General features: G+C 61.4%; 17 protein-coding genes, 4 tRNA genes and 1 rRNA gene. 19 read left to right on the top strand and 3 right to left on the bottom strand.

Annotation, left to right across the window (positions count from 1 at the left end):
- Positions 1-7: 7 nt before the first annotated feature.
- The 14 genes from rrf to rpoC all read left to right on the top strand — a co-directional run bounded on the left by rrf (position 8) and on the right by rpoC (position 14,365).
- Positions 8-121, top strand: a 5S ribosomal RNA gene (gene rrf / locus VGL01_RS02355).
- 216 nt (positions 122-337) lie between these two features.
- Positions 338-423: transfer RNA gene (locus VGL01_RS02350), tRNA-Tyr, on the top strand.
- A 62-nt stretch (positions 424-485) separates the two neighbouring features.
- Positions 486-559, top strand: a tRNA-Gly gene (locus VGL01_RS02345).
- Positions 560-574: 15 nt separating this feature from the next.
- Positions 575-649: transfer RNA gene (locus VGL01_RS02340), tRNA-Thr, on the top strand.
- 61 nt (positions 650-710) lie between these two features.
- Positions 711-1,901, top strand: coding sequence for an elongation factor Tu (tuf, locus tag VGL01_RS02335; protein ID WP_102611098.1), 1,191 nt, complete (start codon positions 711-713; stop codon positions 1,899-1,901).
- A 62-nt stretch (positions 1,902-1,963) separates the two neighbouring features.
- Positions 1,964-2,039: transfer RNA gene (locus VGL01_RS02330), tRNA-Trp, on the top strand.
- 34 nt (positions 2,040-2,073) lie between these two features.
- Entirely contained in the window at positions 2,074-2,454 is a 381-nt protein-coding gene (gene secE / locus VGL01_RS02325) for a preprotein translocase subunit SecE (protein ID WP_173256818.1), read from the top strand.
- Between the two features lies 1 nt (position 2,455).
- Complete coding sequence (gene nusG / locus VGL01_RS02320; protein WP_173256819.1) at positions 2,456-3,016, top strand: transcription termination/antitermination protein NusG; 561 nt, start codon at positions 2,456-2,458, stop codon at positions 3,014-3,016.
- A gap of 161 nt (positions 3,017-3,177) precedes the next feature.
- Complete coding sequence (gene rplK / locus VGL01_RS02315) at positions 3,178-3,609, top strand: 50S ribosomal protein L11 (protein WP_331566675.1); 432 nt, start codon at positions 3,178-3,180, stop codon at positions 3,607-3,609.
- Positions 3,610-4,308: a 50S ribosomal protein L1 gene (gene rplA / locus VGL01_RS02310; protein WP_331566673.1), complete on the top strand. Its 699-nt coding sequence runs from the start codon at positions 3,610-3,612 to the stop codon at positions 4,306-4,308.
- A 309-nt stretch (positions 4,309-4,617) separates the two neighbouring features.
- The gene (gene rplJ / locus VGL01_RS02305; protein ID WP_331566679.1) at positions 4,618-5,115 is read left to right on the top strand and encodes a 50S ribosomal protein L10; all 498 of its coding nucleotides are present in this window, start codon (positions 4,618-4,620) and stop codon (positions 5,113-5,115) included.
- A gap of 96 nt (positions 5,116-5,211) precedes the next feature.
- A complete protein-coding gene (rplL, locus tag VGL01_RS02300; RefSeq protein ID WP_173256823.1) occupies positions 5,212-5,589 on the top strand; it encodes a 50S ribosomal protein L7/L12 in 378 nt (125 codons plus the stop codon).
- A 403-nt stretch (positions 5,590-5,992) separates the two neighbouring features.
- A complete protein-coding gene (gene rpoB / locus VGL01_RS02295) occupies positions 5,993-10,099 on the top strand; it encodes a DNA-directed RNA polymerase subunit beta (RefSeq protein ID WP_331566671.1) in 4,107 nt (1,368 codons plus the stop codon).
- A gap of 21 nt (positions 10,100-10,120) precedes the next feature.
- Positions 10,121-14,365 (top strand): DNA-directed RNA polymerase subunit beta', encoded by a 4,245-nt coding sequence (gene rpoC, locus VGL01_RS02290; protein ID WP_331566669.1) that lies wholly within the window; start codon positions 10,121-10,123, stop codon positions 14,363-14,365.
- A 188-nt stretch (positions 14,366-14,553) separates the two neighbouring features.
- On the opposite strand, the gene VGL01_RS02285 is transcribed toward rpoC, so the two are convergent.
- The 3 genes from VGL01_RS02285 to VGL01_RS02275 all read right to left on the bottom strand — a co-directional run bounded on the left by VGL01_RS02285 (position 14,554) and on the right by VGL01_RS02275 (position 16,985).
- Positions 14,554-15,450 (bottom strand): helix-turn-helix transcriptional regulator, encoded by an 897-nt coding sequence (locus VGL01_RS02285; RefSeq protein WP_331566667.1) that lies wholly within the window; start codon positions 15,448-15,450, stop codon positions 14,554-14,556.
- Between the two features lie 7 nt (positions 15,451-15,457).
- Positions 15,458-16,096, bottom strand: a complete 639-nt coding sequence (locus tag VGL01_RS02280; protein WP_331566665.1) for a LysE family translocator — start codon at positions 16,094-16,096, stop codon at positions 15,458-15,460.
- Between the two features lie 88 nt (positions 16,097-16,184).
- Positions 16,185-16,985, bottom strand: a complete 801-nt coding sequence (locus VGL01_RS02275) for a sugar transferase (RefSeq protein ID WP_331566663.1) — start codon at positions 16,983-16,985, stop codon at positions 16,185-16,187.
- Between the two features lie 349 nt (positions 16,986-17,334).
- Between VGL01_RS02275 and recQ the strand changes: the two genes are divergently transcribed.
- The 5 genes from recQ to VGL01_RS02250 all read left to right on the top strand — a co-directional run.
- Positions 17,335-19,182 (top strand): DNA helicase RecQ, encoded by a 1,848-nt coding sequence (recQ, locus tag VGL01_RS02270; RefSeq protein ID WP_331566661.1) that lies wholly within the window; start codon positions 17,335-17,337, stop codon positions 19,180-19,182.
- A gap of 255 nt (positions 19,183-19,437) precedes the next feature.
- Entirely contained in the window at positions 19,438-19,818 is a 381-nt protein-coding gene (gene rpsL, locus VGL01_RS02265) for a 30S ribosomal protein S12 (protein WP_006053290.1), read from the top strand.
- A gap of 163 nt (positions 19,819-19,981) precedes the next feature.
- Positions 19,982-20,452 carry a 30S ribosomal protein S7 gene (rpsG, locus tag VGL01_RS02260; RefSeq protein WP_006053291.1) on the top strand — a complete coding sequence of 157 codons (471 nt, stop codon included), beginning with the start codon at positions 19,982-19,984 and terminating at the stop codon, positions 20,450-20,452.
- Positions 20,453-20,576: 124 nt separating this feature from the next.
- Positions 20,577-22,679 (top strand): elongation factor G, encoded by a 2,103-nt coding sequence (gene fusA, locus VGL01_RS02255; RefSeq protein ID WP_331566659.1) that lies wholly within the window; start codon positions 20,577-20,579, stop codon positions 22,677-22,679.
- A gap of 51 nt (positions 22,680-22,730) precedes the next feature.
- Positions 22,731-22,882, top strand: a 152-nt coding sequence (locus VGL01_RS02250) for a GTP-binding protein (protein WP_331566677.1), incomplete at its 3' end; no start/stop codon positions are given.

Raw genomic sequence — 22,882 nt, 5'->3', positions numbered from 1 at the left:
AGTCATGCCTGATGACCATAGCGAGTCGGCCCCACCCCTTCCCATCCCGAACAGGACCGTGAAACGACTCCACGCCGATGATAGTGCGGATTGCCCGTGTGAAAGTAGGTAATCGTCAGGCTCCCTCTGCCAGGCAGAGTGTGCGCACCTCAGTGCCCACTCTGACCCACGCAACGTGCATGAAAACCCCCGGCTCGCCATCGCGCAGCCGGGGGTTTTTGCTTTGGGCGCCCGGCCGCGGTCGGCACCCATTATTAAATGAGAGCGTTGATTGGCTTGGTACCGGCGCAGGCCTTGACTTTGCGCGCCATTGCCATCATAATCACCCGTTCTCTGCGGAGGGGTGCCCGAGTGGCTAAAGGGGGCAGACTGTAAATCTGTTGGCTTACGCCTACGTTGGTTCGAATCCAACCTCCTCCACCAGAATGCAAGCTGCGAGCAGTAGTGAAGAGCAGGAATCGTGAAGGCACGATCGTGAAGCCTTAGCGGGTGTAGCTCAATGGTAGAGCAGAAGCCTTCCAAGCTTACGACGAGGGTTCGATTCCCTTCACCCGCTCCAATGCCAAGAAGTAGCGCCCATGTGGCTCAGTGGTAGAGCACTCCCTTGGTAAGGGAGAGGTCGGCAGTTCGATCCTGCCCATGGGCACCAGCGATGTCAGTGTTTGTTTGCGTGCGGCGCAACATACGGAAAATCCTCTTAGGAGTCGAAAATGGCCAAGGGTAAGTTTGAACGGACCAAGCCGCACGTGAACGTCGGCACGATCGGTCACGTGGATCACGGCAAGACCACGCTAACGGCGGCAATCACGACGGTGCTGACGGCGAAGTTCGGCGGCGAGGCAAAGGCGTACGACCAGATCGACGCGGCGCCGGAAGAAAAGGCGCGCGGCATCACGATCAACACGGCGCACGTGGAGTACGAGACGGCGAACCGTCACTATGCGCACGTCGATTGCCCGGGCCACGCGGACTACGTGAAGAACATGATCACGGGCGCCGCGCAGATGGACGGCGCGATCCTGGTGTGCTCGGCCGCTGACGGCCCGATGCCGCAAACGCGTGAGCACATTCTGCTGGCGCGTCAGGTCGGTGTGCCGTACATCATCGTGTTCCTGAACAAGTGCGACATGGTGGACGACGCTGAGCTGCTCGAGCTGGTGGAAATGGAAGTGCGCGAGCTGCTGTCGAAGTACGACTTCCCGGGCGACGACACGCCGATCATCAAGGGTTCGGCCAAGCTGGCGCTCGAAGGCGACAAGGGCGAGCTCGGTGAAGTGGCGATCATGAACCTGGCCGATGCGCTGGACACGTACATTCCGACGCCGGAGCGTGCGGTGGACGGTGCGTTCCTGATGCCGGTGGAAGACGTGTTCTCGATCTCGGGTCGCGGCACGGTGGTGACGGGCCGCGTCGAGCGGGGCGTGGTCAAGGTTGGCGAGGAAATCGAAATCGTCGGTATCAAGCCGACGGTGAAGACGACGTGCACGGGCGTGGAGATGTTCCGCAAGCTGCTGGACCAAGGTCAGGCGGGCGATAACGTCGGGATCTTGCTGCGCGGCACGAAGCGCGAAGACGTGGAGCGCGGCCAGGTGTTGGCCAAGCCGGGTTCGATCACGCCGCACACGCACTTCACGGCCGAGGTGTACGTGCTGAGCAAGGACGAAGGCGGTCGTCACACGCCGTTCTTCAACAACTACCGTCCGCAGTTCTACTTCCGTACGACGGACGTGACGGGCTCGATCGAGTTGCCGAAGGACAAGGAAATGGTGATGCCGGGCGATAACGTGGCGATCACGGTCAAGCTGATCGCGCCGATCGCCATGGAAGAAGGCCTGCGCTTCGCCATCCGCGAAGGCGGTCGTACCGTCGGCGCAGGTGTCGTTGCGAAGATCATCGAGTAAGCCAGCAAGTCTCGGTGGTCTGTGGTTTCGGGGTTGGTGTCATAGCCAACCCCAACTGGTTTAGGGGTATAGCTCAACTGGCAGAGCGTCGGTCTCCAAAACCGAAGGTTGGGGGTTCGATTCCCTCTGCCCCTGCCAAAATTTCAGCGCGTCATGCGCGCGTTAAGGTGTTATGGCGAATCCTTCCGTCGAAGTTGTGGATACATCCAGCGACAAACTGATACTTATCGCGGGCGTACTGCTGGTCGTGGCCGGGTTCGTAGGATTCTTCTGGCTCAGCGGCCAGGAATGGTATGTGCGCGGCGCAGCCCTGTTGGTTGGCGTGGTCGCGGGTGTTGTGGTCGGTCTCCTCTCCTCCCCCGGTAAGGGTTTTATCGCGTTCGCCAAGGATTCCTACAAGGAAGTCCGCAAGGTGGTCTGGCCGACTCGCAAAGAAGCGTCGCAGACCACGCTTGTCGTGTTCGGCTTCGTGCTCGTCATGGCGGTGCTCCTTTGGATCAGCGATAAGTCCATCGAGTGGGTCATTTTCTCGGTGATTCTGGGTTGGAAATGATATGAGTGGCGATACTCCGGCATCTCCGAGCGGTAAACGTTGGTACGTCGTGCATGCCTACTCCGGTATGGAGAAGAGCGTGCAGCGCGCGCTTCAGGAGCGCATCGAGCGCGCCGGCATGCAAGACAAGTTTGGCCAGATTCTCGTGCCTACGGAAGAAGTGGTCGAAGTGAAGGGTGGTCATAAGTCGGTCACCGAGCGGCGCTTCTTTCCGGGCTACGTGCTCGTCGAGATGGAAATGACCGACGAAACGTGGCACCTCGTGAAAAACACGGCAAAGGTCACGGGCTTCGTGGGCGGCGCGCGCAATCGGCCGAGCCCGATTTCGCCGCGCGAAGTTGAAAAGATCATGTCGCAGATGCAAGAGGGCGTCGAAAAACCGCGCCCCAAGACATTGTTCGAGGTCGGCGAAATGGTTCGCGTCAAGGAAGGCCCGTTCACGGACTTCAATGGCACGGTCGAGGAAGTGAACTACGAGAAGTCACGCGTGCGCGTGTCGGTCACGATCTTCGGGCGCGCCACGCCTGTCGAGCTCGAATTCGGGCAGGTCGAGAAGTTGTAATCGAATATCGACGGATCGCTCGTTCGCGAGCACTCCGTCTTTCCGCGCTTACGGTCCGCGTCATGACCGTTGAGGAGCGTCAGTAGCCTTGGATCGATCGGGCGAACGCGCGTTACTACTCACCGAACGCAGCATCTTCGCGTTCCAACGAGGTTGTCGAAATGGCAAAGAAAATCATCGGCTTTATCAAACTGCAGATCCCTGCAGGTAAAGCCAATCCGTCGCCGCCGGTCGGTCCGGCACTGGGCCAGCGTGGCCTGAACATCATGGAGTTCTGCAAGGCGTTCAACGCGCAGACTCAATCGATGGAGCCGGGTCTGCCGGTTCCCGTCGTGATCACCGCGTTTGCCGACAAGAGCTTCACGTTCATCCTGAAGACGCCGCCGGCAACGGTTCTGATCAAGAAGGCAGCGAAGATCGACAAGGGATCGAGCAAGCCGCATACGGACAAGGTCGGCAAGATCACGCGCGCGCAAGCCGAAGAGATCGCCAAGGCCAAGATGCCCGATCTGACGGCAGCCGATTTGGACGCCGCGGTCCGCACGATCGCTGGCAGCGCCCGCTCGATGGGCATCACCGTGGAGGGCGTGTAAATGGCTAAGGTATCGAAGCGTTTGCAAGCATTCGCGGCTAAGGTCGATTCGCAGAAACTGTACCCGATCGACGATGCGCTCGCCCTCGTCAAGGCATGCGCGACCGCCAAGTTCGACGAGTCGATCGACGTCGCGGTTCAACTCGGCATCGATGCGAAGAAGTCGGATCAAGTGGTCCGCGGTTCGGTGGTTCTGCCCGCCGGTACCGGCAAGTCGGTCCGCGTCGCCGTGTTCGCGCAAGGCGACAAGGCCGAGCAGGCCCGCGCCGCAGGCGCCGAAATCGTCGGCATGGAAGATCTCGCCGAACAGATCAAGGCCGGCAATCTGAATTTCGACGTGGTCATCGCGTCGCCCGATACGATGCGTGTCGTCGGTACGCTCGGTCAGATCCTCGGTCCGCGCGGTCTCATGCCGAACCCGAAGGTCGGCACGGTTACGCCGGATGTCGCCACGGCTGTCAAGAACGCGAAGGCTGGCCAGGTCCAGTTCCGCGTCGACAAGGCGGGGATCATCCACGCTACGATCGGACGTGCATCGTTCGAGCCGACCGCGCTGCGCACGAACCTTTCGGCACTTGTCGAGGCGTTGCAAAAGGCGAAGCCGGCGACGAGCAAGGGCGTGTACCTGCGCAAGATCGCATTGTCGAGCACGATGGGTGTGGGCGTGCGCGTCGATCAGGCGACGCTCGCCGCGCAGTAAGGAATCGAACCGTGTCGGCGGTGTCGTTCGCCGACGCGGATTTAAAGGGCTTTGGGCGGTCGCGGCAAGGCAGTTCGCTTGACGCGGCCGGTTGTCAAAGACCGTTGGCGGGAACGCAGCTTCACGGGCGCTCCCTTAATGCAAGCCAACGCAGATGGCGAACCCGAAACAGTTTTGCAGTGATGAGGTCGGTTGTTTGTGCAGCGATGCGCAGGCGGTCCGCCCGAAATACTCCTAACACCTCGGACGCCGTTGTTGAACGCGGCATGTGAGGCTTCCTGCCAACCATGCCGAATCTGGAGGTTAACCGTGCCACTCAATAAAGAAGATAAGCAGGCCGTCGTGGCTGAGGTTTCCGCGCAAGTCGCGAAAGCCCAGACCATGGTGCTTGCGGAGTATCGTGGAATCGCGGTTGGCGATCTGACGAAGCTGCGCGCGAAAGCGCGCGAGCAACAGGTGTACCTGCGCGTGTTGAAGAACACGCTGGCGCGTCGCGCCGTCGAAGGTACCCCGTTTGCTCCGTTGGCTGAGCAGATGACCGGTCCTCTGATCTACGGCATCTCGGAAGATGCCATTGCTGCTGCCAAGGTCGTCAATGACTTCGGCAAAAGCAATGACAAGTTGATCATCAAGGCCGGTGCCTACGAAGGCAAGGTGATGGACAAGGCTGGCGTGCAAGCGCTCGCCAACATCCCGAGCCGCGAGGAGTTGCTCTCCAAGCTGTTGTTCGTCATGCAAGCGCCTGTTTCGGGCTTTGCGCGCGCACTTGCTGCGCTCGCGGAGAAGAAGCAGGGCGAGGCCGCCTGAGTTCGCTCGGCAGGTCACGCGTGATGCACTTCGGCCGAGCGTAACGTCCGTCAAGGATCGCTGGCTGTATCCGAATTCAATTTAGGAGTATTTCAAATGGCAATCGCAAAAGAAGACATTCTGGAAGCCGTTGGCTCGATGTCGGTTCTGGAACTGAACGAGCTCGTCAAGGCGTTCGAAGAGAAGTTTGGCGTGTCGGCTGCTGCTGTCGCAGTGGCGGGCCCGGCAGCGGGTGGCGGTGCAGCCGCAGCGGCTGAAGAGCAAACCGAATTCACGGTGAACCTGCTCGAAGCCGGTGCGAACAAGGTGTCGGTCATCAAGGCCGTTCGCGAACTGACGGGCCTGGGCCTGAAGGAAGCGAAGGACCTCGTCGACGGCGCACCGAAGCCCGTCAAGGAAGCGGTGCCCAAGGCCGCTGCCGAAGAGGCGAAGAAGAAGCTGGAAGACGCTGGCGCGAAGGCCGAGATCAAGTAACGATCGACTTCGCTCAGCGAAGGCTGGCGGTTTTTCACCGCCGGCCTTTTTGTGCTTTGTGGGGACTGCGTTTTGCTGCGCCTTTCGCTGCGTCGTTTCGCAGCTCGGGCGACGCGGATGCAACCCCATGAGGCCGGACGAAGAGGCCAAAGAAAATTGCCCCTCGGTGTTGCCGAGCGACATTTTTCTTTGTCTTCTGAAGCGACTGCAGAAGGCAAGTTTGGTCGGGCTGCGGGCAACACAGGCATCCGCAGCCGTCAGCCAGCGGTTGGTAGCGGCCAACCACCAAGCTTCTAGGCTCGTTCAAGCCTCAGGACGGCCATCGGGTCTCAGTCGGTGAACACTCGGGTTCCCAGATCCAGGCATCTCGCCTCGACAATGCCCGCCGTGATTCGGAGATCGTATGCAATATTCCTTCACCGAGAAGAAGCGCATTCGCAAGAGCTTTGCGAAGCGCCCCATCGTTCACCAAGTACCTTTCCTGCTGGCCACCCAGCTTGAATCATTCAGCACGTTTCTGCAAGCGGACGTGCTCACCGCGCAACGCAAGCCCGAGGGCCTGCAGGCGGCGTTTTCGTCTGTTTTTCCGATCGTTTCGCACAACGGCTTCGCGCGCCTCGAGTTCGTGAGCTACGCGTTGTCGCCGCCGGCATTCAACATCAAGGAATGCCAGCAGCGCGGCCTCACCTATTGCTCGGCGCTGCGCGCCAAGGTACGCCTGGTGTTGCTCGATAAAGAGTCGCCGAGCAAGCCGGTCGTGAAGGAAGTGAAGGAGCAGGAAGTCTACATGGGCGAAATTCCGCTCATGACACCGACCGGCTCGTTCGTCATCAACGGCACCGAACGTGTGATCGTCTCGCAGCTGCACCGCTCGCCGGGCGTGTTCTTCGAACATGACAAGGGCAAGACGCACAGCTCGGGCAAGCTGCTCTTTTCGGCACGGATCATTCCCTACCGCGGCTCGTGGCTCGACTTCGAATTCGACCCGAAGGACATTCTGTACTTCCGCGTCGACCGTCGCCGCAAGATGCCGGTCACGATCCTGCTCAAGGCGATCGGCCTCACGCCCGAACAGATCCTCGCCAACTTCTTCGTCTTCGACAACTTCACCCTGATGGGCGAAGGCGCGCAGATGGAGTTCGTGCCCGAGCGTCTGCGCGGCGAAGTCGCGCGCTTCGACATCACGGACCGCGACGGTAACGTGATCGTCCAGAAGGACAAGCGGATCAACGCGAAGCATATTCGCGACCTCGACAACGCGAAGACGAAGTTCATCTCCGTGCCGGAGGACTATCTGCTTGGCCGTGTGCTCGCCAAGAATGTCGTCGACGGCGAAACGGGCGAAGTGATCGCCAACGCGAACGAAGAAATCACCGAAACCACGCTCGAGAAGCTGCGCGAAGCGAAGGTCAAGGACATCCAGACGCTCTATACGAACGATCTGGACCAAGGCCCGTATATCTCCTCGACGCTGCGCATCGACGAAACGGCCGACAAGACAGCCGCGCGCATTGCCATCTACCGCATGATGCGTCCGGGCGAGCCGCCGACCGAAGAAGCGGTCGAAGCGCTGTTCAATCGCCTCTTCTACAGCGAAGACGCCTACGACCTGTCGAAGGTCGGCCGCATGAAGTTCAATCGCCGCGTCGGCCGTGACGAGATCACGGGCCCGATGACGCTGCAAGACGACGACATCCTGGCCACGATCAAGATCCTCGTCGAATTGCGCAACGGCAAGGGCGAAGTCGACGATATCGATCACCTCGGCAATCGCCGCGTGCGCTGCGTCGGCGAACTGGCGGAGAACCAGTTCCGCGCCGGTCTCGTGCGCGTCGAGCGTGCGGTGAAGGAGCGTCTCGGCCAGGCGGAAAGCGAAAACCTGATGCCGCACGATCTGATCAACTCGAAGCCGATTTCGTCGGCGATTCGCGAGTTCTTCGGCTCGTCGCAGCTTTCGCAGTTCATGGACCAGACGAACCCGCTGTCGGAAATCACGCACAAGCGTCGCGTCTCGGCATTGGGCCCGGGCGGTCTGACGCGCGAGCGTGCCGGCTTCGAGGTGCGCGACGTGCACCCGACCCACTATGGCCGTGTGTGCCCGATCGAAACGCCGGAAGGTCCGAACATCGGTCTCATCAACTCGCTCGCGCTCTATGCGCACCTGAACGAGTACGGCTTTTTGGAAACACCGTACCGCAAGGTCGTCGACGGCAAGGTGACGGATCAGATCGATTACCTGTCCGCTATCGAAGAAGGTCGCTACGTGATCGCTCAGGCGAACGCGGCAGTGGCCGAGGACGGTACGCTCACCGACGAACTCGTGTCGTCGCGTGAGGCCGGCGAAACGCTGATGGTGACGCCGGACCGCATCCAGTACATGGACGTGGCGCCGTCGCAGATCGTTTCGGTTGCTGCCTCGCTGATCCCGTTCCTCGAGCACGACGACGCGAACCGCGCGTTGATGGGCTCGAACATGCAACGGCAGGCGGTGCCTTGTCTGCGTCCGGAAAAGCCGGTCGTCGGCACGGGTATCGAGCGCACGGTGGCGGTCGACTCGGGTACGACGGTTCAGGCGCTGCGCGGCGGCGTGGTCGATTATGTCGACGCGGGCCGTATCGTCATTCGCGTGAACGACGACGAAGCGGTCGCGGGCGATGTGGGTGTGGATATCTACAACCTCATCAAGTACACGCGCTCGAACCAGAACACGAACATCAACCAGCGTCCGATCGTGAAGGTGGGCGACCGGGTCTTGCGCGGTGACGTGCTGGCCGATGGCGCATCGACGGATCTGGGCGAGCTCGCGCTCGGCCAGAACATGCTCGTCGCGTTCATGCCGTGGAACGGCTACAACTTCGAGGATTCGATCCTGATCTCGGAGAAGGTCGTTGCGGACGATCGCTACACCTCGATTCACATCGAGGAGCTGAACGTCGTCGCTCGCGACACGAAGCTCGGACCGGAAGAAATCACGCGCGATATCTCGAACCTCGCGGAAGTGCAGCTTTCGCGTCTGGACGAGTCGGGCATCGTCTATATCGGCGCTGAAGTCGAGGCGGGCGACGTGCTGGTCGGCAAGGTCACGCCGAAGGGCGAGACGCAGTTGACGCCGGAAGAAAAGCTGCTTCGCGCGATCTTCGGTGAAAAGGCATCCGACGTGAAGGATACGTCGCTGCGCGTGCCCTCGGGCATGAGCGGCACCGTCATCGACGTGCAAGTGTTCACGCGCGAAGGCATTCAGCGCGACAAGCGCGCGCAGCAGATCATCGACGATGAACTCAAGCGCTACCGTCTCGACTTGAACGATCAGCTGCGCATCGTGGAAGGCGACGCCTTCCAGCGTCTTGCGCGCATGCTCGTCGGCAAGGTCGCGAACGGCGGTCCGAAAAAGCTGGCGAAGGGCACGAAGATCGACCAGGCGTACCTGGAGGATCTCGACCACTATCACTGGTTCGATATCCGCCTCGCGGACGAAGACGCGGCAGCGCAGCTCGAAGCCATCAAGGATTCGATCGAGCAAAAGCGTCACCAGTTCGATCTCGCCTTCGAAGAGAAGCGCAAGAAGCTGACGCAGGGCGACGAGCTGCCCCCGGGCGTGCTGAAGATGGTCAAGGTGTATCTGGCCGTCAAGCGCCGCCTGCAGCCTGGCGACAAGATGGCAGGCCGCCACGGGAACAAGGGCGTCGTGTCGAAGATCGTGCCGATCGAAGACATGCCCTATATGGCGGACGGCCGTCCGGCCGACGTCGTGCTCAATCCGCTCGGCGTGCCGTCGCGGATGAACGTGGGTCAGGTGCTCGAAGTGCATCTGGGCTGGGCCGCGAAGGGCTTGGGCTGGCGTATCGGCGAGATGTTGCAGCGTCAGGCGAAGATCGAAGAACTGCGTGTGTTCCTGACCAAGCTCTACAACGAGTCGGGTCGTGCCGAGGAGCTCGAAGGCTTCGGCGACGACGAGATTCTCGAGCTCGCGAAGAATCTGCGCGAAGGCGTGCCGTTTGCCACGCCGGTGTTCGACGGTGCGACCGAAGAGGAAATGTCGAAGATGCTCGATCTCGCGTTCCCCGACGACGTTGCGCAAGAGCTCGGCATGACTGCGTCCAAGAACCAGGTCCGCCTGTTCGACGGTCGCACGGGTGAAGCATTCGAACGGCCCGTGACGGTCGGCTACATGCACTACCTGAAGCTGCACCACCTTGTCGACGACAAGATGCACGCGCGTTCGACGGGCCCGTACTCGCTCGTCACGCAGCAGCCGCTCGGTGGTAAGGCGCAATTCGGTGGTCAGCGCTTCGGTGAAATGGAAGTGTGGGCGCTCGAAGCGTATGGCGCTTCGTACGTGCTGCAGGAAATGTTGACGGTGAAGTCCGATGACGTGACGGGCCGGACGAAGGTGTACGAGAACCTCGTCAAGGGCGACCACGTGATCGACGCGGGCATGCCGGAATCCTTCAACGTGCTGGTGAAGGAAATCCGCTCGCTCGGCATCGACATCGACCTCGACCGCAACTAATCGGACTACGGAGAGAAGGCAATGAAAGCTCTGCTCGATCTATTCAAGCAAGTCCAACAAGAAGAAGTTTTCGACGCGATCAAGATCGGTCTGGCTTCGCCCGACAAGATCCGTTCGTGGTCGTTCGGTGAAGTCAAGAAGCCCGAGACGATCAACTATCGTACGTTCAAGCCCGAGCGTGACGGCTTGTTCTGCGCGAAGATCTTTGGCCCGATCAAGGACTACGAATGCTTGTGCGGCAAGTACAAGCGCTTGAAGCATCGTGGCGTGATCTGCGAGAAGTGCGGCGTCGAAGTGACGCTCGCCAAGGTGCGTCGCGAGCGTATGGGCCACATCGAGTTGGCCTCGCCCGTCGCGCACATTTGGTTCTTGAAGTCGCTGCCGTCGCGTCTGGGCATGGTGCTCGACATGACGCTGCGCGACATCGAGCGTGTGCTGTACTTCGAAGCGTACGTGGTGATCGACCCGGGCATGACGCCGCTCAAAGCGCGGCAGATCATGACCGAAGAGGATTACTACAACAAGGTCGAAGAGTACGGTGACGAATTCCGCGCCGAGATGGGTGCGGAAGGCGTGCGCGAGCTCTTGCGTGCGATCAACATCGACGAGCAAGTCGAGACGCTGCGCACCGAGCTCAAGAACACGGGCTCGGAAGCGAAGATCAAGAAGTACGCCAAGCGCTTGAAGGTGCTCGAGGCGTTCCAGCGTTCGGGCATCAAGCCCGAATGGATGGTGCTCGAGGTGCTGCCGGTGCTGCCGCCCGAGTTGCGTCCGCTCGTGCCGCTCGATGGCGGCCGTTTCGCTACGTCGGATCTGAACGATCTCTATCGTCGCGTCATCAACCGGAACAACCGGTTGAAGCGTCTGCTCGAACTGAAGGCGCCGGAAATCATCGTCCGCAACGAAAAGCGGATGCTGCAAGAAGCCGTCGATTCGCTGCTCGACAACGGTCGTCGCGGCAAGGCGATGACGGGCGCGAACAAGCGTCCGCTGAAGTCGCTCGCCGACATGATCAAGGGTAAGGGCGGCCGCTTCCGTCAGAACTTGCTCGGTAAGCGCGTCGACTACTCGGGCCGTTCGGTCATCGTGGTGGGCCCGACGCTGAAGCTGCATCAGTGCGGTCTGCCCAAGCTGATGGCGCTCGAGCTGTTCAAGCCTTTCATCTTCAACAAGCTCGAAGTGATGGGCGTGGCGACGACGATCAAGGCTGCGAAGAAGGAAGTCGAGAACCAAACGGCGGTGGTGTGGGACATCCTCGAAGAGGTGATCCGCGAGCATCCCGTGATGCTGAACCGTGCGCCGACGCTGCACCGTCTCGGTATTCAAGCGTTCGAGCCCGTGCTGATCGAAGGTAAGGCGATTCAGCTGCACCCGCTCGTTTGCGCTGCGTTCAACGCCGACTTCGACGGCGACCAGATGGCCGTCCACGTCCCCCTGTCGCTCGAAGCGCAGATGGAAGCGCGTACGCTCATGCTCGCGTCGAACAACATCCTGTTCCCGGCCAACGGCGATCCGTCGATCGTGCCGTCGCAGGATATCGTGCTCGGCCTTTACTACGCGACGCGCGAAGCGGTCAACGGCAAGGGCGAAGGCATGTCGTTCACGGGCGTGTCGGAAGTGCTGCGCGCCTATGAAAACAAGGAAGTCGAGCTGGCTTCGCGCGTGAACGTGCGGATCACCGAAATGGTGGCGAACGAAGACACGTCGGAAGGTGCGCCGCAGTTCGTGCCGAAGATCTCGCTTTATGCGACGACGGTCGGCCGCTCGATCCTGTCGGAAATTCTGCCGCCGGGGCTGCCGTTCTCGGTGCTGAACAAGCCGCTCAAGAAGAAGGAAATCTCGCGCCTGATCAACACTGCGTTCCGCAAGTGCGGTCTGCGCGCGACGGTGGTTTTCGCGGACCAGCTGATGCAGTCGGGCTTCCGTCTGGCTACGCGCGCGGGCATTTCGATCTGCGTCGACGACATGCTCGTGCCGCCGCAAAAGGAAGTGATCGTCGGCGACGCCGCGAAGAAGGTGAAGGAGTACGACCGCCAGTACATGTCGGGTCTCGTCACCGCGCAAGAGCGCTACAACAACGTGGTCGACATCTGGTCGGCAACGTCGGAAGCGGTCGGCAAGGCGATGATGGAACAGCTCTCGACGGAGCCGGTCACCGATCGCGACGGCAATGAAGTCCGCCAGGAGTCGTTCAACTCGATCTACATGATGGCCGACTCGGGTGCGCGCGGCTCCGCGGTGCAGATCCGTCAGCTCGCCGGGATGCGCGGCCTGATGGCGAAGCCGGACGGCTCGATCATCGAGACGCCGATTACGGCGAACTTCCGTGAAGGCCTGAACGTGCTGCAGTACTTCATCTCGACGCACGGCGCACGTAAAGGTCTGGCCGATACGGCACTGAAGACGGCGAACTCGGGCTACCTGACGCGCCGTCTCGTCGACGTGACGCAAGATCTGGTCGTGACGGAAGAAGATTGCGGCACGAGCAACGGCGTGGCGATGAAGGCGCTCGTGGAAGGCGGTGAAGTCGTCGAAGCGCTGCGCGACCGGATTCTCGGCCGCGTCGCAACCGCCGACGTGGTCAACCCCGAGACGCAGGAAACGCTGTACGAGACCGGCACGCTGCTCGATGAAGTGGCGGTCGAGGAAATCGAGCGTCTCGGCATCGACGAAGTGCGGGTGCGCACGCCGCTCACCTGCGAGACGCGCTATGGTCTGTGCGCAGCATGCTATGGCCGCGATTTGGGCCGTGGCTCGCTCGTGAACGTCGGCGAAGCGGTCGGCGTGATCGCGGCGCAGTCGATCGGCGAGCCGGGTACGCAGTTGACGATGCGGACGTTCCACATCGGCGGTGCGGCGTCGCGTGCGGCGGTGGCTTCGTCGGTCGAAGCGAAGAGCAACGGTACGGTGCGCTTCACGTCGACGATGCGCTACGTGACCAACGCGAAGGGCGAGCAGATCGTCATTTCGCGTTCGGGCGAGGCGATGATCACGGACGACCATGGCCGCGAGCGCGAACGTCACAAGGTGCCGTACGGCGCGACGCTGTTGCAGCTCGACGGCGCGCAGATCAAGGCGGGTACGCAGCTCGCAACGTGGGATCCGCTCACGCGTCCGATCATCACCGAGTACGGCGGTACGGTGAAGTTCGAGAACGTCGAGGAAGGCGTGACGGTCGCGAAGCAGATCGACGATGTGACGGGCCTGTCGACGCTCGTCGTGATCGACGTGAAGCGCCGCGGTTCGCAAGCCTCGAAGACGGTCCGTCCGCAGGTGAAGCTGCTCGATGCGAGCGGCGACGAAGTGAAGATCCCCGGCACGGAGCATGCGGTGCAGATCGGCTTCCAGGTCGGCGCGCTGATCACGGTGAAGGACGGACAGCAAGTGCAGGTCGGTGAAGTGCTTGCGCGTATTCCGACCGAATCGCAGAAGACGCGTGACATTACCGGCGGTCTGCCGCGTGTGGCCGAGCTTTTCGAAGCGCGTTCGCCGAAGGACGCCGGCATTCTCGCGGAAGTCACCGGTACGGTCTCGTTCGGTAAGGATACGAAGGGCAAGCAGCGTCTCGTCATCACGGACCTCGAAGGCGAGCAGCACGAGTTCCTGATCGCGAAGGAAAAGCAGGTGCTCGTCCATGATGGTCAGGTCGTCAACAAGGGCGAAATGATCGTGGACGGTCCGGCCGATCCGCACGACATCTTGCGTTTGCAGGGTGTCGAGGCGCTGTCGCGCTACATCGTCGATGAAGTGCAGGACGTGTACCGTTTGCAGGGCGTGAAGATCAACGACAAGCACATCGAAGTGATCGTGCGTCAGATGCTGCGCCGTGTGCAGATCGTCGATAACGGCGATACGCGCTTCATTCCGGGCGAACAAGTCGAGCGGTCGGACATGCTCGACGAGAACGACCGGATGACGGCGGAAGACAAGCGCCCGGCGACGTACGAGAACGTGCTGCTCGGTATCACGAAGGCGTCGCTGTCGACCGATTCGTTCATCTCGGCCGCATCGTTCCAGGAAACGACGCGCGTGCTGACCGAAGCGGCGATCATGGGCAAGCGCGACGATCTGCGCGGGCTGAAGGAAAACGTGATCGTCGGCCGCTTGATTCCGGCCGGTACCGGTCTTGCGTTCCACAAGGCGCGCAAGAACAAGGAGGCTTCGGACCGCGAGCGTTTCGATCAGATCGCCGCGGAAGAAGCGTTCGACTTCGGTCCGCCCGAGACGCCCGCGGACGAGCAGCAGCAACAGCATCCGGCGGAGTGATGCATGGGCGGCGCGATGCGCCGCCTCTTCCGTAGCGTTGCGCAGGTGCCTTTCGGGGCCGGTGCGCGACGCTGCTGGATCGAAACCCACGGCACCACGTGCTGTGGTTTTTTTTTGACGCGACGGTTGCGGTGCTCTTGGTGCGGCTCTCTTAACTGTCAAGTGCCCGCTAAGCGTTGCGCCCGGCGCTATGCCGGCAGCAGCGATTCGACCTCGTCGCGATTGACGAGAACGAGCGGTACGTCCCCGGGTTTGGCAGCCGAGCCATTGCGCAGACCCAGCTGCCTGAGGGTATGGAAAAGCAATGCCTGCCTGCACGACAGATGGAGCTCGCCGTCGACCATGCCGTAATCGAGTTCGACGACGCGAGCGCGGTACTGTTCAAGTTCGGGGTTGGGTGCCAGCACGAGCGTCACGACGGTCTGCCACTCGGCGTCGTCCGCCCCGCCCAAACCTGCCGGCTCTTCGCCTTCCACCTTCAACATGCGGGTGATGGCGAAATCGCGAAAGCGGCTCTCGAGATGGCAGAACGCGCGCACATGCCACCGCAAGCCGTCGAACGTCAGTGCATGCGGCGTCATCGCCCGGCTCTGCGGATCGGAAAAGGCCGTCGACTGGTAGCGCAGGCGCAAGCCCGTTCGGTTCCGCATGGCGCGCAGCAACGCAGTCAGCACCTCGACGTCGAGCGTTTGAGCAGGCATCGGCGCGATTCCGACCGGCGGCCACCAGCCCACGAACGTGGCGTCTCGGGGCAGCACACCCGTCGCGGCCGCCAGCAGTTCATTGAGATAGCGGGATGGGTGGCTGACCGGAAAGACGGGAGAGAAGACGGACGTGGCGACATAGACCCGCAAGCTGCGGTCGTACTCCATGTTCCCCGGCCGCGCATCCTGATACCGAGCGATATCGAGCGATGCCTGCGGCACCGAGATACCGAAGAAGTCCGTCAGATCGCTACGGTTGAGCCTGCCGTCCCACTGCAGCCGAAAGTCGATGAACTCGAGTCTTCTGTCCTGCCCCCATCGCGAGCCGGTTTTGGGCTCCCCCGTGACGGCCGCGGGGATCGGAATGCAGCTGTTGTTCATAGGCCCGTCAAATGCCGGCTTTCGGCGCCGTGAGGATCAGGCGCAGGCCCAGTGCAGCGATTGCGCCGGCCGCGATCCGATCGATCCACTTCTTGGCGCGCAGGTACATTTCGCGCGGGCCGCGGCTCGAAAAGCCGAGCGCAACGACTGTATACCAGCCGCATTCGACAGCAAATACGAGCGGCGGCAGCACGAAGTAGCACCACACCGGCGGATGTTGCGGCAGCAGCGCGGCAAAAATACTGCCGTACCAGATCGCCGTTTTCGGATTGCTCAATTGCGTGGTGAGACCCATCCAGAAAGAACGGCGCGGGTTGCCCGATTTCGCTCCGAGCGTATTGTCCATTGCGAACGGCTGCTTCGCGCCACGCCAGATTTTCGAGGCGACGAAAATCAAATACGCGCCGCCTGCGATCTTGAGTCCGATGTACAGCCATTCAACGGCCTGCAGCAGCGTGTAGAGGCCGGCCAGCGCAATGCTGCCAAAAAAGATGCCGCCGACGCCCATGCCAAATGCCGTGGCGAGTCCATCGCCGCGCGACAGACCGATTGCATTGCGGGCGACGATGACAAAGCTCGGCCCGGGGATCATTGCGCCAAGGAACAGCGCGACGAGGATTGCAAGAACGGCGGTTGATGCGGTCATCGGGACCTCCTTCAAAAAGGAATGCAGCAGGCAAAGCGAGATCATTGTATATGCGCGTGCACGAGCGGCGGGATTCGCCCACGCTCCGTCAGGCCGCCAGTACCAAGCTGCGCGCGCCATGCGTCTGCTTGTAGCCCACGAGTTGAGACGGGTCGTCTATTTTCCCGAGGCCGATCCGAATGGTGTCTTCGATGATTCGCTTCGAAAGACGGGGTCCGGCATTCATGGCCTGCCAGACGTCGAGCACGGCGCGAGCGCGAAAATACTCATCGGAGTTGGCATCGAGGAACGGGCTTAGATTGCCGAACGCGCTGAGGAACCCTGGAGGCTCGGCACCATAGACGGCCCGCCAAATGCGGTTGTCCTCCGGACGCAGGTTTTCGGCCATCAGCTGCATATCTGCGTCGACGAGCGGCCGGTGTGCAACCAACTGCATCTGGCCTTTTACGACGTTGGTCGGCAGCACGAGCATTTCGTCGACGATGTATTTGCGCACGAGACGACCGACCCGCGTGGCCCGCGGGTCTTCGGCCCCTTCGCTGCTGTCCGACTGATCGCCGCCCAACAGCGTGCGCAGTTTGTGCATCAAAAATATTTCGTGATCTTTGCCTATGCGCGCCGAGTTGAAGCGGATATTTCCCACCTTGCCCTCGAGGGCCAGCGCAATGCTCGCACCGGCGAGTGCCGGAAGCGTAACGGGAGCGAACAGCGCGTCGAGCGCGAGATCGGTTGCGCGCCGTACCCGGCTCGTGGTCGCCCATTGCGAGACAAGCTCGGCGGCATCGAGGGAGGCGAGGGGGGTCGGGCCGCGCGCAACGAAAATCGGGTCAATTGCAAGATCGCGGCCCGTGCGAAACGTGGCACGGTTGGTCGCTCGCGCGCGGTCCACGCTTCCAAGCTCATCAAGCGGCCCATTCGTGGACGGACGCTTCGGCTCGATGTCGCCTGGGCCCTCGTTCGGATAGGAACGATCGTCGTTAGGCTCAGGTTCATCTGCGGATCCGCGGCGGCTCGGGGGCGAAACGGGCATCGTCGAATGATGAGCGCGTCATCAGTGATTAGACGATGTTCGAGCTTAGGTGAGCTTTCGCGCGCTGGTCGCATCGCTGCCGACGCCGCGGCATGCGAGGCGAACTTGCCTATCCGATCGGCCAACACTGCAATCCCCCGAGTGCCGAGCGGTTCCTCATTGGTAGAATTCGGGGACCTCAGCCCCTCCTTGTTTGCTCCCTTCGTTCATGTCCCGTGCGCTAGAAATCCTCAATGAAGTATTCGGTTACCCCGCCTTTCGAGGACAACAGCACGATATCGTCGAGCATGTCGCGGCAGCCGGCGACTGCCTCGTTCTGATGCCGACGGGTGGCGGCAAGTCGCTTTGCTACCAGATACCCGCGCTCGTGCGCTCGGAGGCTGGGCTCGGCGCCGGCATCGTCGTATCGCCGTTGATCGCGTTGATGCAGGATCAGGTCGCAGCGCTGAGGGAAGTCGGTGTGCGTGCCGCATTTCTGAATTCCACGCTTTCGGGTGCCGAGGCTGCGGCGACCGAACGCGCACTGCGCGAAGGCGACATCGATCTCCTTTATGTCGCCCCCGAGCGGTTGATGACGCCCCGGTTTCTCGATCTGCTCGAGCGCGCTCGCATCGGCCTTTTCGCGATCGACGAAGCGCACTGCGTGTCGCAATGGGGGCACGATTTCCGGCCGGAGTACATCCAGCTGTCGGTGCTCCACGAGCGGTTTCCGCGCGTGCCGCGGATCGCGCTGACGGCGACGGCCGATGCGATCACACGCGACGAGATCGTTCAACGGCTCGCGCTCGATGAGGCACGGATTTTCGTGTCGAGCTTCGATCGGCCGAACATCCGCTACCGGATCGTCGAAAAGGACAATGCGCGGGCGCAGCTCATCGATTTCATTCGCGCCGAGCATATGAATGCCGACGGCACGAGCGATGCGGGCGTCATCTATTGCCTTTCGCGCCGGAAGGTCGAGGAGACGGCCGAGTGGCTCAAGGCGCAAGGCGTGCGGGCTCTGCCGTATCACGCCGGCATGGAATTCGAAATGCGTCAGCGCCATCAGGAGATGTTCCAGCGCGAAGAGGGCGTCGTCATGTGCGCAACGATCGCTTTCGGCATGGGTATCGACAAACCGGATGTACGCTTCGTCGCGCATCTGGATTTGCCGAAAAGCGTCGAAGGCTACTATCAGGAGACGGGGCGGGCCGGGCGCGACGGTCTGCCTGCGAATGCGTGGATGGCGTACGGGCTGGGCGATGTGGTGCAGCAGCGCAAAATGATCGACGAGTCCGATGCGGACGATGCGCACAAGCGCGTACAGACCGGCAAGCTCGACGCGCTACTCGGTTTATGCGAAGCGGCGACTTGCCGGCGTGTGCGCTTGCTAGCTTATTTCGGCGAGGCGAGCGAGCCGTGCGGCAATTGCGATACGTGCCTGGAGCCGCCTGCGTCGTGGGACGCGACACGTGAGGCGCAAATGGCGCTCTCCTGTGTATTCCGTGCCCGGCGCGCGAGCGGATTCAACTTTGGCGCGGGGCATCTGATCGATATCTTGCGTGGCAACCGCACTGAAAAGATATTGCAGCGCGGGCACGAGGGGATCAGTACTTTCGGCATTGGCGCGGCACTTTCCGAGGCCGAATGGCGAGCGGTGTTTCGTCAGTTGGTGGCGTTTGGCTACCTCGCGGTCGATCACGACGGCTTTGGGGCCCTGGTTTTGACGGATGCGAGCAAGCCGGTGCTCAAGGGGGAGACGACGGTGACGCTGCGGCGCTACGTCAAGCCGGTTCGCACGCGTCAGACGGCGGGACGCTCGGCACAGCGGGTTGATCCGGCCGCCGGTCTGGGGCCGCGCGAGCGCGCGCGCTGGGACAGGTTGCGTGCCTGGCGCACGGACACGGCCAAGCGCGATGGGGTGCCGGCCTACGTCATTTTTCACGATGCCACGCTGGCCGAGATCGCGCGAGCGGCGCCCGATTCGATCGACGACCTGCGGCATATTCCGGGGATCGGGGCGCGGAAGCTGGAGCGGTTTGGCGATGAATTGCTCGAGGTTGCGGGGGCGGATTGAACTTGGAGCTGTCACCGCTCGCCGGACGCGATTCGTCAGCGGTGATGGCACCTAGGCGATTCCCCAGCCTCGTTCGCACCAATCTCCGCAAACTATTGACTCACTTGACCTTTTCGCAATATCATGCCGGGTTCCTGTCCGTGGAATGCGCGGCCGCTATCGGTCGTCGGTTCTCAGGCGGGATGCATCAGGCGTATCGCTGTCCGCTTTGCCCGGCCGGCGGTGCGTCGCTTTTTTCAATTTCGGGAATACACAATGCCAACCATCAATCAACTGGTTCGCAAAGGCCGCACGTCGGAAACGACGAAGAGCAAGAGCCCGGCCTTGCAGGACTGCCCCCAGCGTCGCGGTGTGTGCACACGCGTGTACACCACGACGCCTAAAAAGCCTAACTCGGCGCTCCGTAAGGTCGCCAAGGTTCGTCTGACGAACGGCTTCGAAGTCATTTCGTATATCGGCGGTGAAGGCCACAACCTGCAGGAGCACTCGGTTGTGCTGATCCGCGGCGGTCGCGTGAAGGACTTGCCGGGTGTGCGCTATCACATGGTTCGCGGCTCGCTCGATACGCAAGGCGTCAAGGACCGTAAGCAGGCTCGCTCGAAGTACGGTGCGAAGCGCGCGAAGGCCGGCAAGTAACCGGTTTTCGGATTCAACAAGGGCGGTGGTGCCGAAATCGTCGGTGCTGTCGAGTAAGTGGTCACCCGGCCAAGCTGGTTAGTCGAAGGATGGATCGGGTTTGTTGGTGACCGCGGAGCGTCAGTAAAAGCAGCGCTCCAACTGAAAAGTAAAGGAAAGAAACATGCCGCGTCGTCGCGAAGTCCCCAAGCGGGAAGTGTTGCCGGATCCGAAGTTCGGTAACGTTGATGTTGCAAAGTTCATGAACGTCCTGATGCTCTCGGGCAAGAAGTCGGTTGCCGAGCGCATCGTTTATGGCGCTTTCGAACAAATCCAGACCAAGGGTGGCAAGGACCCGCTGGAAGTGTTCACGGTTGCGCTCAACAACGTGAAGCCGGTGGTCGAAGTGAAGAGCCGCCGCGTTGGTGGGGCCAACTATCAGGTTCCGGTCGAAGTGCGTCCGTCGCGTCGTATGGCATTGGCGATGCGTTGGTTGCGTGAGGCCGCGAAAAAGCGCAGCGAGAAGTCGATGGCATTGCGCCTCGCCGGTGAACTGAGTGAAGCTGCGGAAGGCCGTGGCGGCGCAATGAAGAAGCGCGACGAAGTGCACCGGATGGCCGAGGCCAACAAGGCGTTCTCGCATTTCCGTTTCTAAGCCGCTCATCGCTGGCTCAATCGGAAAAAATTCCGGGCGGGTGCGCTTTTTAGCGCCTCGCCCGTTTGTGTTAGGGCGCAACGCCTTTCATCAGATGCGTTGTGCGATCCAATAGAGGATAAAAGTGGCTCGCAAGACTCCTATCGAGCGCTACCGCAACATCGGTATTAGCGCTCACATCGACGCCGGCAAAACGACGACGACCGAGCGCATTCTGTTTTACACCGGCGTGAACCACAAGATCGGCGAGGTTCACGACGGCGCTGCAACCATGGACTGGATGGAGCAGGAGCAAGAGCGCGGCATCACCATCACGTCGGCCGCGACGACTGCCTTCTGGAAGGGCATGGGCGGCAACTATCCGGAACACCGCATCAACATCATCGACACCCCGGGTCACGTCGACTTCACGATTGAAGTGGAGCGTTCGATGCGTGTGCTCGATGGCGCCTGCATGGTGTATTGCGCCGTGGGTGGCGTGCAGCCGCAATCGGAAACGGTGTGGCGTCAGGCGAACAAGTACAAGGTGCCGCGCCTCGCGTTCGTGAACAAGATGGACCGCACCGGCGCGAACTTCTTCAAGGTCTACGACCAGTTGAAGACGCGCCTGAAGGCGAATCCGGTGCCCGTCGTCGTGCCGATCGGCTCGGAAGAGAACTTCAAGGGTGTCGTCGACCTCCTGAAGATGAAGGCCATCATTTGGGACGAAGCGTCGCAAGGTACGAAGTTCGACTACGTGGACGTTCCCGCTGAACTCGTCGACACCTGCAACGAGTGGCGCGAGAAGATGATCGAGTCGGCTGCCGAAGCCAACGAAGAGCTGATGGAGAAGTATCTCGGCGGCGAAGAGCTGACGGAAGCGGAAATCGTCAAGGCGCTGCGCGACCGCACGATCGCCTGCGAAATCCAGCCGATGCTCTGCGGCACTGCGTTCAAGAACAAGGGCGTGCAGCGCATGCTCGACGCCGTGATCGATTTTCTGCCGTCGCCGGTCGATATTCCGCCGGTCAAGGGCGAACTCGAAAGCGGCGAATCGGCCGAGCGCAGGGCCGCGGACGACGAGAAGTTCTCGGCGCTCGCATTCAAGATCATGACCGACCCGTTCGTCGGCCAGTTGATCTTCTTCCGCGTCTACTCGGGTGTCGTGAACTCGGGCGATACGGTGCTGAATTCGACGAAGGACAAGAAGGAGCGTCTGGGCCGGATTCTGCAGATGCACGCGAATCAGCGCGAAGAAATCAAGGAAGTGCGCGCGGGCGACATCGCCGCGGCCGTCGGCTTGAGGGAAGCGACGACGGGCGACACGCTGTGCGATCCGCAGCACCCGATCGTGCTCGAACGCATGATCTTCCCGGAGCCGGTGATCTCGCAGGCCGTCGAGCCGAAGACGAAGGCCGACCAGGAAAAGATGGGCCTGGCGCTGAACCGTCTGGCGCAAGAAGATCCGTCGTTCCGCGTGCAAACGGACGAAGAGTCGGGCCAGACGATTATTTCGGGCATGGGCGAGCTGCACCTCGAAATTCTCGTCGACCGGATGAAGCGCGAATTCAACGTGGAAGCGACGGTCGGCAAGCCGCAAGTGGCGTATCGCGAAACGATCCGCGCGACGGCCGCCGATGTCGAAGGCAAGTTCGTCAAGCAGTCGGGCGGTCGCGGCCAGTACGGTCACGCGGTCATCACGCTCGAGCCGAACGAGCAGGGCAAGGGCTATGAATTCCTCGACGAGATCAAGGGCGGTGTCATTCCTCGCGAATACATTCCCGCGGTCGACAAGGGTATTCAGGAAACGCTCAAGAGCGGTGTGCTCGCGGGCTTCCCGGTCGTCGACGTCAAGGTGCATCTGACGTTCGGTTCGTACCACGATGTGGACTCGAACGAAAACGCGTTCCGTATGGCCGGCTCGATGGCCTTCAAGGAAGCGATGCGCAAGGCAAGCCCGGTCATCCTCGAACCGATGATGGCCGTGGAAGTCGAAACGCCGGAAGACTACATGGGTAACGTGATGGGCGACCTGTCGGGCCGTCGCGGCATCGTGCAGGGCATGGAAGACATGGTCGGCGGCGGCAAGATCGTTCGCGCCGAAGTGCCGTTGTCGGAAATGTTCGGCTACTCGACGTCGCTGCGCTCGCTGACGCAAGGCCGCGCAACGTACACGATGGAGTTCAAGCATTACGCTGAGGCGCCGCGTAACGTGGCGGACGCCATCATCAGCGCAAAGTCGAAGTAAGCCGCGTACGGCGAATCCTTCTCATCGACCACTTTTTGAAAGAAGAGAATCATGGCTAAAGGTAAATTTGAACGGACCAAGCCGCACGTGAACGTCGGCACGATCGGTCACGTGGATCACGGCAAGACCACGCTAACGGCGGCAATCACGACGGTGCTGACGGCGAAGTTCGGCGGCGAGGCAAAGGCGTACGACCAGATCGA

Origin of the sequence: Trinickia sp. (genome assembly GCF_036503415.1) — a bacterium.
GTDB lineage: Bacteria > Pseudomonadota > Gammaproteobacteria > Burkholderiales > Burkholderiaceae > Trinickia.
The sequence above is the reverse complement of the archived record's forward strand: the minus strand, read 5'-3'. Positions and strand labels throughout refer to the sequence as shown.

Excerpts from the sequence above, each read along its gene's own strand:
- rplL (WP_173256823.1), top strand. The coding sequence starts at position 5,212 with ATGGCAATCGCAAAAGAAGACATTCTGGAAGCCGTTGGCTCGATGTCG.
- nusG (WP_173256819.1), top strand. The coding sequence starts at position 2,456 with ATGAGTGGCGATACTCCGGCATCTCCGAGCGGTAAACGTTGGTACGTC.
- VGL01_RS02285 (WP_331566667.1), bottom strand. The coding sequence starts at position 15,450 with ATGAACAACAGCTGCATTCCGATCCCCGCGGCCGTCACGGGGGAGCCC.
- rpsL (WP_006053290.1), top strand. The coding sequence starts at position 19,438 with ATGCCAACCATCAATCAACTGGTTCGCAAAGGCCGCACGTCGGAAACG.
- secE (WP_173256818.1), top strand. The coding sequence starts at position 2,074 with ATGGCGAATCCTTCCGTCGAAGTTGTGGATACATCCAGCGACAAACTG.
- tuf (WP_102611098.1), top strand. The coding sequence starts at position 711 with ATGGCCAAGGGTAAGTTTGAACGGACCAAGCCGCACGTGAACGTCGGC.
- recQ (WP_331566661.1), top strand. The coding sequence starts at position 17,335 with ATGTCCCGTGCGCTAGAAATCCTCAATGAAGTATTCGGTTACCCCGCC.
- VGL01_RS02280 (WP_331566665.1), bottom strand. The coding sequence starts at position 16,096 with ATGACCGCATCAACCGCCGTTCTTGCAATCCTCGTCGCGCTGTTCCTT.
- rplA (WP_331566673.1), top strand. The coding sequence starts at position 3,610 with ATGGCTAAGGTATCGAAGCGTTTGCAAGCATTCGCGGCTAAGGTCGAT.
- rpoC (WP_331566669.1), top strand. The coding sequence starts at position 10,121 with ATGAAAGCTCTGCTCGATCTATTCAAGCAAGTCCAACAAGAAGAAGTT.
- rpoB (WP_331566671.1), top strand. The coding sequence starts at position 5,993 with ATGCAATATTCCTTCACCGAGAAGAAGCGCATTCGCAAGAGCTTTGCG.
- rplK (WP_331566675.1), top strand. The coding sequence starts at position 3,178 with ATGGCAAAGAAAATCATCGGCTTTATCAAACTGCAGATCCCTGCAGGT.
- rpsG (WP_006053291.1), top strand. The coding sequence starts at position 19,982 with ATGCCGCGTCGTCGCGAAGTCCCCAAGCGGGAAGTGTTGCCGGATCCG.